The 12077-nt window shown below is 46.8% G+C and carries 12 protein-coding genes and 1 riboswitch; of the genes, 10 read left to right on the top strand and 2 right to left on the bottom strand.

Annotated features, from left to right (window positions below):
* The first annotated feature begins 115 nt into the window (after positions 1–115).
* The 9 genes from K5609_RS20000 (at position 116) to thiH (ending at position 9661) form a co-directional block, all read left to right on the top strand.
* Positions 116–1012: a 1,4-dihydroxy-2-naphthoate polyprenyltransferase gene (locus K5609_RS20000; RefSeq protein ID WP_246611904.1), complete on the top strand. Its 897-nt coding sequence runs from the start codon at positions 116–118 to the stop codon at positions 1010–1012.
* 186 nt (positions 1013–1198) lie between these two features.
* Positions 1199–2386 carry an outer membrane beta-barrel protein gene (locus tag K5609_RS19995; protein WP_221075160.1) on the top strand — a complete coding sequence of 396 codons (1188 nt, stop codon included), beginning with the start codon at positions 1199–1201 and terminating at the stop codon, positions 2384–2386.
* Positions 2387–2399: 13 nt separating this feature from the next.
* Positions 2400–2942, top strand: coding sequence for a polysaccharide biosynthesis/export family protein (locus tag K5609_RS19990; RefSeq protein WP_221075159.1), 543 nt, complete (start codon positions 2400–2402; stop codon positions 2940–2942).
* Positions 2943–3069: 127 nt separating this feature from the next.
* Positions 3070–3184: riboswitch (TPP riboswitch) on the top strand.
* A gap of 107 nt (positions 3185–3291) precedes the next feature.
* Positions 3292–5229: a phosphomethylpyrimidine synthase ThiC gene (gene thiC, locus K5609_RS19985; RefSeq protein ID WP_246611903.1), complete on the top strand. Its 1938-nt coding sequence runs from the start codon at positions 3292–3294 to the stop codon at positions 5227–5229.
* Positions 5219–6745: a thiamine phosphate synthase gene (gene thiE, locus K5609_RS19980; protein WP_221075158.1), complete on the top strand. Its 1527-nt coding sequence runs from the start codon at positions 5219–5221 to the stop codon at positions 6743–6745. The genes thiC and thiE overlap by 11 nt, the downstream gene beginning before the upstream one ends.
* A gap of 26 nt (positions 6746–6771) precedes the next feature.
* Positions 6772–7557, top strand: coding sequence for a HesA/MoeB/ThiF family protein (locus tag K5609_RS19975; protein WP_221075157.1), 786 nt, complete (start codon positions 6772–6774; stop codon positions 7555–7557).
* Complete coding sequence (gene thiS / locus K5609_RS19970) at positions 7554–7757, top strand: sulfur carrier protein ThiS (protein ID WP_221075156.1); 204 nt, start codon at positions 7554–7556, stop codon at positions 7755–7757. The genes K5609_RS19975 and thiS overlap by 4 nt, the downstream gene beginning before the upstream one ends.
* Positions 7758–7768: 11 nt before the next feature.
* Positions 7769–8536, top strand: coding sequence for a thiazole synthase (locus K5609_RS19965; RefSeq protein ID WP_220719979.1), 768 nt, complete (start codon positions 7769–7771; stop codon positions 8534–8536).
* 12 nt (positions 8537–8548) lie between these two features.
* On the top strand, positions 8549–9661 hold the full coding sequence (gene thiH, locus K5609_RS19960) for a 2-iminoacetate synthase ThiH (protein WP_152783053.1): 1113 nt from the start codon (positions 8549–8551) through the stop codon (positions 9659–9661).
* Here thiH and K5609_RS19955 read toward each other — a convergent pair.
* Complete coding sequence (locus tag K5609_RS19955; RefSeq protein WP_221075155.1) at positions 9658–10398, bottom strand: substrate-binding periplasmic protein; 741 nt, start codon at positions 10396–10398, stop codon at positions 9658–9660. The genes thiH and K5609_RS19955 overlap by 4 nt on opposite strands.
* Positions 10399–10521: 123 nt before the next feature.
* On the opposite strand from K5609_RS19955, the gene K5609_RS19950 reads away from it, so the two are divergent.
* Positions 10522–11058: a putative ATP-dependent zinc protease gene (locus K5609_RS19950; protein WP_221075154.1), complete on the top strand. Its 537-nt coding sequence runs from the start codon at positions 10522–10524 to the stop codon at positions 11056–11058.
* Positions 11059–11064: 6 nt separating this feature from the next.
* On the opposite strand, the gene K5609_RS19945 is transcribed toward K5609_RS19950, so the two are convergent.
* A complete protein-coding gene (locus tag K5609_RS19945) occupies positions 11065–11910 on the bottom strand; it encodes a DNA ligase (protein WP_221075153.1) in 846 nt (281 codons plus the stop codon).
* Positions 11911–12077: the final 167 nt, after the last annotated feature.

Raw genomic sequence — 12077 nt, 5'->3', positions numbered from 1 at the left:
TATTACACCGTTTCAATGTAGCTGTTTTTGTTACAAGTTTATAGTCAGATTTGGCTCAGCCTTGATGCTGAGCAATAATAGGCGCTAAGTTCTTATCTTAATGTTGAATATTACTTTGAAATCATGGCTTCATGCGGCGCGTTTACGCACCTTGCCTTTAGCGAGCGCGTCGATAATTTTAGGTTCTGCACTGGCCTATTCTGAGGGAATCTTTGCTTGGCCTGTGTTGCTGCTAGCCTTGCTAACGGCCTTATTGCTGCAAATTCTTTCCAATTTAGCCAATGATTATGGCGATGCTGTAAGTGGGGTTGATGATGATACTCGAGTGGGCCCCGCTCGTGCGATTCAAGCTGGATTGTTGACTAAGCAGCAAATGCTTCGAGCCATTATTGTGCTTGCGCTATTGGCTGCCTTAAGCGGTATCGCGCTGCTGGCGGTAAGTTTGGGCAGCAACCTACAGGCTTGGTTAGGGTTTGTCGCTTTAGGTGGGCTGTCGATTGTTGCGGCCATGGCCTATACCATGGGCTCTCGACCTTACGGTTATCGTGGTTTTGGTGATATTAGCGTGTTTTTGTTCTTTGGTTTGCTGGGCGTAATGGGCTCTTACTACTTGCATACCCAAAGCCTGAGTTGGCCAGTGATGATGATAGCGGCTGCCAATGGTTTGCTAGCGACGGCAGTGCTCAATATTAATAATTTGCGAGACTTTTCGCCTGATAAAGCTGCTGGAAAGCTCACCTTGGCGGTGCGCTTAGGCGAGCGTAATGCCCGTCGTTACCACTTGGTATTGGTGGCGCTGGCTTTATTGCTATTTGCCAGCTTTATTGTTTGGCAAAGTAGCGCTAATTTTGCTTGGCTGTGTTTGTTGCCTGCTTTAGTCTTAATGAAGGTAACAAAAACCGTGATGCTGGCGCGCCAGCATCAGTTACTGGACAAGCAATTGCAGCTCACCGCCAAGCTAAGTTTTTTCATCGCCTTGTTGTTTAGCCTTGGTTTGCAGTTTCAATACTAGGGGCTGCCGATTTTTCGCGGTTAAGTTTTGTCCGCGAAAATCAGCTAGAAAGTTCAACAGCCGCTAAAGCCTTATCGCCAAATGACACACAATATTCACATTTAATCTACGCAAGGTGGATAAAAAGCGTTGAGCCTAGTCCTTGGCCTTTGCTAAGGTAGCTAAAGACGTTTTGGAGGATTATCGATGCGCAAGATAGGGATCATCTTGCTGCCAGCCCTAGCAATTGCAGGCCCTAGTTTGGCCAACATGCAGCCTGCCAAGTGGTATAGTGCAGACGGAGTAGGTGTTGTACCTAGTATTGAAGTACTAGGTTTATACGACAGCAACCTTACCAACAGTAATACTGACCAAATTTCTTCCTGGGGAACCATTGTCTCGCCAGCCATTGCTGCTATTTCTGAGCAAGAAAAAAGCACTTATTATGCGGCATATCGCTTGGTGTGGGGCGAGTACTTCGACAGCTCTGAAGATAACTTCTTAGATCATCATCTACGGGTAAATGGCGAATGGGAGTTTAGCGCTCGCCAACGTGCTAAATTGCGTTACGATTTTCGCCGTGACCATGATCAACGTGGTGAAGGTATTTCCTCTGGTGTAGGTGGCGTGATTGATGAGCCCGTGCAATATAACTTCCATGAGCTGCATGGTTTATATGGCTTTGGTGCCAGAAGCGCTACCGCGCAAATCGAGTTAGAAGCCAATGCTCGTCAGCTGGATTACCAAAACTTTCGTGATGTTACTCAGTATCGTGATCGTAATGCTTTTGATGGCAGTGCCCGCTTCTTCTATCGGGTATCTTCGGCTACCCGTTTATTGGCAGAACTTAAGGCTGGCAAAAGTGACTACAAAACCATCGAGCCAAATACAGCAAGTCGCGACTTTAACGATTTTTTCGGCTTTGTAGGCGGAGACTGGGCGATTACCGGTAAAACCAATGGTCGCGCTAAAATCGGTTGGCAACAACGTGACTTTAAAGAAGGTGAACGTGAAAAGTTTAGCGATTTAAGCTGGTCTTTAGCTGCCGATTGGTCGCCTCGCACCTACTCCACCTTTAGTGTGGAAGGTGGTCGACAAGCCAAGGCCCCGGAGCAAGGTGGTGATGTTATCGACAATACCAATATCACTTTAGACTGGGAGCATTACTGGCAAGAGCGCCTAGCGACAACCTTTACGGTTGGTTACGACAACGATGATTATGTTGGTGTGGAGCGACAAGACAAAATATATGAAGGCCGGATAGGCGTGAGCTATCAATTTCGTCGCTGGCTAGAAATTTCACTTTGGCAGCTATGGAGAGATAAAGATTCTACGCTTCAGGCCGTTACCTATGATAAGCAAGTTACCAGTCTTAAGTTGAGACTGAGTTTATGACCAAGGGTTAATTATGAGAAAACACATTGCGCGCCTTAAAAAAGGACTAGTTTTACTAGTCGGCGTGCTGTGTTTTTCTTCGCATGCTGAAACGGTGAGTAACTACCGTTTAGCGGCAGGTGATAGCTTTAGAGTAAGCGTATACGGTGAGCCAGAGCTTAGCTTGGAAACCCGTTTATCTGATGACGGGTTTATTCGTTACCCCTTTTTAGGTGAAATAAAAGTACGTGGCCTTACCCTCACCGAGCTGCAGTTACAGATCCAAAATGGCCTAAAGGGTGACTATTTAGTTGACCCAATGGTGCAAGTAACCATGGTTGAATACCGGCCCTTTTTTATTAATGGTGAAGTGGCTCGCCCAGGTGCTTACCCTTATCAACCCGGCTTAACGGTAAATCGTGCTATCACTCTTGCAGGTGGTTTTACCGAGCGTGCCGGTAAAAGCAAAATTACTATACAAGCAGAAGGGGCGACTCCCGATGAGCGCGAGCGAGTAAGCCTTGAAGACCGTGTTTCTGCTGGTGATGTACTTAATATTCCGCAAAGTTTCTTCTAATCCCATTGTTGGCTTAGGCCAAATGCCTATCTAAACCTGTTAGCCTAGTTTTAAGCAAAATAGCGAATATCATCATTGGCTTTCTTAATATCACTATTGTGGTTTGGTTTTATCGGCCCTATACTCGGCTCTCTTGTCGGAGTGCCGAAAGGCTGAGACCACGGTTAGCTAAGCTACGTTGTGTGGGATCCGTATAACTTGATCAGGATAATGCCTGCGCAGGGAACAAGATAAGTAATCAATTCCTTCTGTTACCACTAGTGTAAAAATGCACTCTTGGTCTAACATTTGGTTACTTTTCCTACATCCGACAAGCCTCATTACTTAAATTTTTATTTAGAGGCCAGTCATGTCAAGACGCGAAACTCGAGCTGCAGCAGAACAATACATTAATAACCTGCAAGGCCAACCTTTTCCAAATTCAGAAAAAATCTATATTCAGGGAAGTCGAGACGATATCCAAGTCGCCATGCGCCAAATTAACCTGTCTGACAGTTTAGTAGGTGGCACCAAAGATGAACCAAAGCTTGAGCCAAATGAGCCAGTGCGTGTTTACGATACCTCGGGTATTTACACCGATGAAAAAGCTGAGCTAGATGTTCACAAAGGTTTGCCGCAGTTGCGTAAAGCTTGGATTGCAGAGCGTGGCGATACTGAAGAGTTAACTGGCCTTAGTTCTAATTTCTCACAGCAGCGTTTAGCAGATGAAGGCCTTGACCATATCCGCTTTGAAAGCTTACCTACGCCACGCAAAGCTAAATTAGGTAAAACTGTAACCCAGCTTCATTATGCTCGCCAAGGCATTGTGACTCCAGAGATGGAATACATTGCGATTCGTGAAAATATGGGTCGCGATAAAATCCGTGAAGACCTGTTAGCCGAGCAGCAAAAAGGCCACTCCTTTGGTGCTTCTCTGCCTGAGCATATTACCGGTGAGTTTGTTCGTGATGAGGTGGCTCGCGGCCGCGCCATTATCCCATCTAACATTAACCACGCAGAAGCCGAACCAATGATTATTGGTCGTAACTTCTTGGTTAAAGTAAACGCCAACATTGGTAACTCAGCGGTGACCTCTTCGATTGAAGAAGAAGTAGAAAAACTAGTATGGGCCAGCCGTTGGGGCGCAGATACGGTAATGGATTTATCTACTGGCCGTTATATTCACGAAACCCGCGAATGGGTGATTCGTAACTCTCCTGTGCCAATTGGTACCGTGCCTATCTACCAAGCCTTAGAAAAAGTGAACGGCGTTGCCGAAGACCTTACTTGGGAAGTGTTCCGCGACACGCTGATTGAGCAAGCCGAGCAAGGGGTGGATTACTTCACGATTCACGCAGGTGTATTGCTGCGTTACGTACCAATGACGGCGAAGCGAGTTACTGGCATTGTATCGCGTGGCGGTTCAATTATGGCTAAGTGGTGTTTAGCCCACCATAAAGAAAGCTTCTTGTATGAGCGTTTTCGTGAGATTTGTGAAATTTGTGCCGCCTACGATGTATCACTATCGCTAGGTGATGGCATGCGTCCTGGTTCGATTGCCGACGCCAACGATGAAGCACAATTTGCTGAGCTAGAGACCTTAGGTGAGCTAACAAAAGTGGCTTGGGAATACGATGTTCAAGTGATTATCGAAGGCCCTGGCCACGTGCCAATGCAAATGATTAAAGAGAACATGGAGAAGCAATTAGAAGAGTGTCATGAAGCACCGTTCTACACGCTTGGTCCATTAATCACCGACATCTCTCCTGGCTACGATCACTTTTCATCGGGCATTGGTGCTGCAATGATCGGTTGGTTTGGTTGTGCCATGTTGTGTTACGTAACCCCTAAAGAACACTTAGGCTTACCTAACAAAGAAGATGTGAAGCAAGGCATGATTGCTTACAAGATCGCTGCTCATGCGGCTGATTTAGCTAAAGGTCATACTGGTGCGCAAATTCGGGATAATGCGATGAGTAAAGCGCGTTTCGAGTTCCGCTGGGAAGACCAATTCAACCTAGCCTTAGACCCAGACACTGCGCGTGCCTATCACGATGAAGCCTTACCACAAGAGTCGGCTAAAGTGGCTCACTTCTGTTCAATGTGTGGACCTAAGTTCTGTTCAATGAAAATCTCTCAAGAAGTGCGTGATTATGCCAACGAGCTGGAAATCAAAATGATTGACGAGCCATTGGCCGATTTAGGTTTTGTGGCCGACGGTATGGCAGAAAAATCTGCTGAGTTTAGAAACAAAGGTGCCGAGATTTACCACTCGCCACTGCGCGCCGAGACCAGCGATGAAGTTTAAGCTGGAAACTGCTGAAGGTTTGCGTCCGCAAATTTGGACTATTGCTGGTAGCGATAGTTGTGCGGGTGCAGGCTTGCAAGCTGACTTGCTAACTGCCCATGATCTTGAGGTGGAGTGCGCCACCGCAGTAACAGCGATAACTGCGCAAAACATTAAGGGAGTGACGGCCATTCAGCCGTCTTCACCTGAATTGTTAGCGGCGCAGCTAGATGCGCTTGCGGCCACCAACCCCGCTAAAGTGATTAAGATTGGCATGTTGGGCAGTGCAGAATTAGTGCGTGTTGTGGCAGATAAAATTGCCACTTATAAGGCGACTTGGGCCGAGCCTCCGTTGGTGGTGTGTGACCCGGTATTGGTGGCAAGCTCAGGTGCTAGTTTATCGCTGGATGATCTCATGCAAGCCTTGCCTGCATTATTGGCGCAAACCGATGTGCTAACACCTAATGCCTCAGAGCTAGCGACCTTAAGTGGTGTTGCGTTAAACAGTGTGGCTGAGCTAAAACAGGCTTGCGCAGCTTTGCTTCAACAAGGCGTAAAAGCGGTGTGGGCCAAAGGCGGACACTTAGCGTTAACTCCCAAGATAGCTTTGGATTATTTCACCGACGGCCAGCGTGAAATTGTATTGTCGAGCGAGTTGATTGACGCACCGCATACCCATGGTACCGGCTGTACTTTAGCCTCTGCCTTGGCTTCTGCCTTAGCCCATGACTTTTTCATGGAAGACGCTTTGGTTATTGCTAAAGCCTATGTTTATCAAGGCTTAAAGCAAGTTACTGGGCGTGGCAATCTAGCCCATCTTGGGTGGCCTACAGAGCGGGTAAATTTCCCACGGGTAGAGTCGGCGCAAACCGAGCTGGGTAAGCAATTTGGCTTAAGCGAGTCTTGGCCAGAGGCTGTGCCTTTTGCGCGCTGTGACACTAATAAGCTGGGTGTTTATCCTGTTGTAGACAGTGTTGAATGGATTGAGCGCTTGTTAAATATGGGCATTAAAACCATTCAGCTGCGGATTAAAGATAAAACCGATGCTGAGGTTGAAGCTGATGTTAAACGTGCCATTGATTTGGGGCACCAACATCAAGCGCGTTTATTTATTAATGACTACTGGCAACTGGCGGTTAAGCATGGTGCTTATGGTGTGCATTTAGGCCAAGAAGATTTAGAAGTGGCCGACTTGCAACAAATTGCTGCCGCAGGTTTGCGTTTGGGCATTAGTACCCATGGTTATTTTGAATTGCTACGTGCTAGCCAGCTGCAACCAAGTTATATTGCACTTGGACACATTTTCCCTACTACAACCAAGGATATGCCATCTAAGCCGCAAGGTTTAGCTAAACTCAGCCGTTATGCTCAGTTGATGCAAGATTACCCCTTGGTAGCCATTGGAGGCATCGATTTGCCTCGAGCGAAACAAGTTTGGCAATGTGGTGTGGGCAGTGTGGCAGTGGTACGGGCAATTACCGAAGCAGCCGATCCGGTTGCGGCAGTTGCTGAGCTAGAAGCCATTGTCAGCCAATAAATAGCCAGTCAGCATTAGGAAGCACTATGAGCCAAACCAGCAAGCAATCAACCTTAAGCGATCAAGAAGTTCTTCGTTATAGCCGCCATCTGTTACTTAAGGATGTTGGTGAAGCGGGGCAGCTCAAGTTAAAGAGTGCGCAGGTATTGCTGGTTGGCATGGGCGGATTGGGCGCACCTGCAGCCTTGTATTTGGCTGCGGCTGGTGTTGGCAAATTAGTGTTGGCAGATTTTGATGAAGTAGACAGCTCTAATTTACAGCGCCAAGTCTTGTACCGAGAAGACGACATTAAACAGCCTAAAGTCGTGGCGGCTAAGCAGCATTTGCAAGCTCTAAACTCAAACATTCAGGTGCGAACCGTTAACCGTAAAATGGATGAGATGTTGCTGGCCATGGAAGTGGCTCAAGCCGATGTAGTGCTTGATTGCAGTGACAACATCGCTACCCGTTATGCGGTAAACCAAGCTTGTGTTATGGCCAAAGTGCCACTAGTTAGTGGAGCTGCGGTTGCCTTTGATGGACAGTTAATGGTGTTTGATTTTCGCCAGGCTGAACAAGGCTGCTATCACTGCCTATTTCCTAATGCCAGTGAACAGCAACTCAACTGCAGTAATGCTGGTATTCTTGGCCCAGTTGTAGGCACCATTGGTAGCCTGCAAGCCTTAGAAACGATCAAATTGATAGCGGGCATTCCTTCTGCTCAACTCGGCCGTTTTTCCAGTTTTGATGCGCATAGCCTTGAATGGTTTCACCTTAACGTGAACGCCGATGCAAACTGTCCGGTATGTGGAAAAGATAAACAAACATCATGATTAATATTGAATTTAATGGTCAAGCGCAGTCGCTTGATGCTGAGCTCAACATTGAGCAACTATTGGCATTGCACCTGCAAGCACCTGAAGGCATTGCGGTGGTGCTTAATGGCAACATTGTGACTCGCAGCGAGTGGGCAAGCACCAAGCTGGCAGACCAAGCCAAAGTAAGAGTATTTCGCGCCATTGCTGGCGGATAAGAGGAAGCCTTGTGTTAAAGATTGCAGATAAGAGTTTTACCAGCCGTTTGTTTACCGGCACTGGCAAATTTGCGACCCCACAGTTAATGAGTCAAAGTATTCAAGCTAGCGGTAGCCAGCTAGTTACTATGGCGATGAAACGTGTCGATGCGCAAGATCAGCAAGACGATATTCTGGCTCCGCTTATTCAAGCAGGGGTGAACCTATTGCCTAATACTTCGGGGGCACGTAACGCTGAAGAAGCGATATTTGCCGCCCAGTTAGCTCGAGAAGCCCTAGGCACTAATTGGCTCAAATTAGAAATTCATCCAGATCCTAAGTACTTAATGCCCGATCCTATCGAAACCTTAGCCGCAGCAGAGAAGTTGGTAGAACAAGGTTTTGTGGTGTTGCCTTACGTACATGCTGACCCCGTATTATGCAAACGCCTTGAAGATGTTGGTTGTGCCGCAGTGATGCCCTTAGGCGCGCCTATTGGCACTAACAAAGGGCTACGTAGCCGCGATTTCTTAGAGATTATTATTGAGCAAGCCAATGTACCGGTAGTGGTTGATGCGGGTATTGGAGCGCCTTCAGATGCTGCTCTTGCTATGGAGTTAGGCGCAGATGCAGTGTTGGTTAATACTGCTATGGCAGTGGCTAAAGATCCGGTAGCAATGGCTAAGGCATTTGCTCAAGCGGTTGAAGCTGGGCGTAGTGCCTACTTGGCAGGTTTGGGCGCAGAGTTGCGTCACGCTGAGGCATCGAGTCCCCTCACTGCATTTTTAGATACTTTGTAATTAGAGAAGCCCATGAGTTTTGCTGAGCAATTAGCCCGTTACGACAATACCGCTGTTCATATGGCAATAAACAGTAAAACCGCTGCTGATGTAGAGCGAGCGCTGGCCAAAGATAAGCTGGACCTTGATGATTTTCAGGCGCTTATTTCACCGGCTGCTGAAGCTTACATTGAGCTTATGGCACAGCGCAGTATGCGTTTAACTCAGCAGCGCTTTGGCAAAACTCAGCAATTCTATATCCCCTTATATCTCAGCAATATGTGCAGCAATGTTTGTGACTATTGTGGCTTTTCCATGGGCAACAAAATTCGTCGCGTCACCTTAGATATGGCGCAGTTAGACGCTGAGCTAGAAGCTATTAAGCAGCTAGGCTTTGACCATATTCTATTAGTTACCGGTGAGTCGGAACGTAAAGTGGGTATGGATTACTTTCGCGAAGTTCTGCCAAGAATTAAGGCGCGTTTTTCTCATGTTTCTATGGAAGTTCAGCCCCTTGAGCAAGACGAGTATGAGGAGTTGATTAGCCTTGGCTTAGACGCGGTGATGGTTTATCAAGAAACCTATAATCGCCACCGCTATGCCGAGGTTCACCCTAAAGGTAAAAAACGCGATTTCGATTTTCGCCTTGCTACTCCTGAACGTTTAGGAGAGGCTGGTATTCGTAAAATGGGCATTGGCGCACTAATTGGTTTGGATGAATGGCGCAGTGACTGTTTTTATGTAGCTGCTCATTTGCAATATTTAGAGCGCAAATATTGGCGGAGTAAGTTTTCAATTTCTTTTCCACGCTTGCGCCCTTGTGAAGGCGGCTTCCAGCCCAAATCGGTGATGACCGACAAACAATTAGTACAACTTATTTGTGCTTATCGTTTGTTTAACCCAGATGTTGAGCTGTCGCTATCTACCCGAGAGTCTGAGCACTTCCGTAATCATGCTATTCCCCTTGGCATTACCAGCATGAGTGCATTTTCGAGCACTCAACCTGGTGGTTATGCAGACGATAGCACCAAAGCGCTTGAACAGTTTGAAATTAGTGACGAACGCCGCCCAGAAGTAGTCGCCGATGCAGTAAAACAAGCTGGCTATCAAGTGGTGTGGAAAGACTGGGATCGGGTACTAGGCTAGTGCAAGTATTTTGCTTCTAGCTGTTCTAGTGCCCCTTGCTCTAGTAGCAGCTTAAGTTGCTGATCAAAGCGCTCAACAAACTCAAGGTCTACTTGTTGTTTGCTAAAGGCTAGGTATACCGGTACTTGTCCCAAGGCAGGTTTAATCAGCTTGATACTGTCTGCTTGTCCCTCTTGCATGGCAACCAGCTGAGCTTGGCGACTGTCGGTGGCAATCATGTCTAGTCGCCCGCGCAATAAGGATTTCACCAACCCTTCTACACTGTTGTGTTTCTCTACGTCGAATACTTGCTGACTTAGTGCATTATCAAAACTTGGTGAGATGCGGGCATTGCGAACTTTTCCTATACGATAGTCATCTAGCTCGGCGTAGTCACCAGAGAATTGATTTCCTTGCCAAGAGCTATGTGCAATTAAATGCTGATCTAGCAGCAAAAACGCGGTATCAGGATAATAAAAATACGCTTCACGGTCGGGAGTTCGCATAGTGGGAATCAAGCCTTGGCTTTGGTGGCTCTTTACTTTAGCAAAGGCGCGGGCCCAATTGCTAATTTCAAAGTTGGCTTCAACGTCTAGTTTCTCAAAGCTTTGTTGAATCAATTCTACAATGATGCCTTCGGCCTTACCCTGAGCATTAACCATTATATAAGGTGGAAAAACAAAGCTTTGTATATCGATGGTTTTAGCTTGGCACAGGCCAGAGCTGATGATTAGTAAGAAAACTGCGAGTCGTCTCATGGGAGTCCTCATCCTTGAGCTTACCGCAAATTATAGAGAATCATGCTAAGGTATGCGACCTTAAGCCGCAGTCATTAGTTAGAAGTTGTGGTTTAAGACTAATAACAAGTAAAGAGGTGTGATGTGTTAAAGAAATTACTAGTAGCCGTAACGCTAGTACTTACCGTGGTAAGTGGCGCAATGGCCGAGAAACTTACTGTGGGTGCTGCAGAGCACGTTAAAGTAGTAGAAGCTGACTTAAGCTTTTTAACTCGGATTGATACCGGGGCAGCCAGCACTTCTTTGCACGCAGAAAACATGCGGGTGATTGATGGTGAAAACATCGACCCTGCTGACTACAGCGAAGCTGAACAGAAATCTGTGGTGCGCCCGCTTATGCGTAAAAATGTTGGTAAGTATTTGCAATTTACCACCGAGAACGAACATGGCGAAAAGCACCAAGGTAAAGCCTTAATTACCGATGTTGCAGCGGTGCGTAATTCTCAAGGTCTAGAAATTCGCTACAAAGTTGCCTTGGCGATTGCTTGGCAAGGGCAGGCTAAAACCGTGGATGTAAACCTGCGCGATCGCAGCAAAATGCATTATAAATTGCTGATAGGCCGCAACTGGCTTGAGGGTGATTACTTGGTTGATGTAGAGCGCAATAAAAACCTGAAGTAGCCTCAATTATAAGGTTTGGTGAACCCTAACAAAACGCGCAAAGCGGGGTTTGCCATGCTCGGTGAGTCCGTTGTAGCGATATTCCACCAAGCTGCCAATAGGTGGTGGGTCAGCACGTAATTGGTCACTTAAACCACTGCCAATTTTAAACTGCCGGCCTTGCTGGTCTTGCACCACTAATGCGCCAAGCATGCCACGGTATTTTCCTTTTCCATCGCTATAGGCGACCACTTTAGCCTCGGCGTCTTGGTAACTTTTGTATTTGATTAGGGCATTACTGCGTGTTGGAAGGTACATGGATTGAGGGTCACGTAGCATTAAACCTTCGCCACCTTCGGCACTAATTTTAGCCAGTTGTTGTTCTAGTGTTGGCCTTCCTGGGTAGGCGCGATAAACCGGAACCCGCATGAACTCGCTAGTGCTGCTCAAAGTTTGCAAGTGGCGGTAGCGCTGCTGATAAGGGCCGGGGTAGTGGGGTAAGTCAAACACCACAAACTGAACCTCTTGCCATTTGTTCAAGTTAGGCGATTGTTGCTTTATTAGGCTGACGAGTTCACTAAATCTGCCTCTACCTAGCCACAGTTCACCGTCTACCGCCATCTCGGGCAGTTGCTTGCTGATTGTCTGAGGAACTTCAATGACATGGCCTGCGCGGCTAAGTAACTGTTTACCGTCCCAGTAGGCTCTTACGCCGTCGTACTTTTCACATACCCAATAGTTTTGCAGGTCTAAACCTTGCTGATAATCGCTGGCTAATACTAGCGCTGGCGGCTGTGGACTTTGAGCATGTAGTGCTTGCGAGCTAAAAAGTAGCATGCATAGGCCAAGCTTGTTGCTAATCGAACGATCCATGTTCTACCTATAGTGAGTTAATTGTTATTAATGGTAGTGCAAAACATCGTTGCTCGCTAGGGCTTTATGCTTTATCTATGTTATTAATGTGTTATCTAATGATATTGCAATGATTGATGCTTAGACCTCACGACTAAGTATTGGTAAATAACTAGATATTATTATCA

Origin of the sequence: Agarivorans aestuarii, from assembly GCF_019670125.1 — a bacterium.
Taxonomy (GTDB): domain Bacteria; phylum Pseudomonadota; class Gammaproteobacteria; order Enterobacterales; family Celerinatantimonadaceae; genus Agarivorans; species Agarivorans aestuarii.
This window is presented reverse-complemented; position numbering and strand designations above follow the sequence as displayed.

Excerpts from the sequence above, each read along its gene's own strand:
- K5609_RS19995 (WP_221075160.1), top strand. The coding sequence starts at position 1,199 with ATGCGCAAGATAGGGATCATCTTGCTGCCAGCCCTAGCAATTGCAGGC.
- K5609_RS19990 (WP_221075159.1), top strand. The coding sequence starts at position 2,400 with ATGAGAAAACACATTGCGCGCCTTAAAAAAGGACTAGTTTTACTAGTC.
- thiC (WP_246611903.1), top strand. The coding sequence starts at position 3,292 with ATGTCAAGACGCGAAACTCGAGCTGCAGCAGAACAATACATTAATAAC.
- thiE (WP_221075158.1), top strand. The coding sequence starts at position 5,219 with ATGAAGTTTAAGCTGGAAACTGCTGAAGGTTTGCGTCCGCAAATTTGG.
- K5609_RS19975 (WP_221075157.1), top strand. The coding sequence starts at position 6,772 with ATGAGCCAAACCAGCAAGCAATCAACCTTAAGCGATCAAGAAGTTCTT.
- thiS (WP_221075156.1), top strand. The coding sequence starts at position 7,554 with ATGATTAATATTGAATTTAATGGTCAAGCGCAGTCGCTTGATGCTGAG.
- thiH (WP_152783053.1), top strand. The coding sequence starts at position 8,549 with ATGAGTTTTGCTGAGCAATTAGCCCGTTACGACAATACCGCTGTTCAT.
- K5609_RS19955 (WP_221075155.1), bottom strand. The coding sequence starts at position 10,398 with ATGAGACGACTCGCAGTTTTCTTACTAATCATCAGCTCTGGCCTGTGC.
- K5609_RS19945 (WP_221075153.1), bottom strand. The coding sequence starts at position 11,910 with ATGGATCGTTCGATTAGCAACAAGCTTGGCCTATGCATGCTACTTTTT.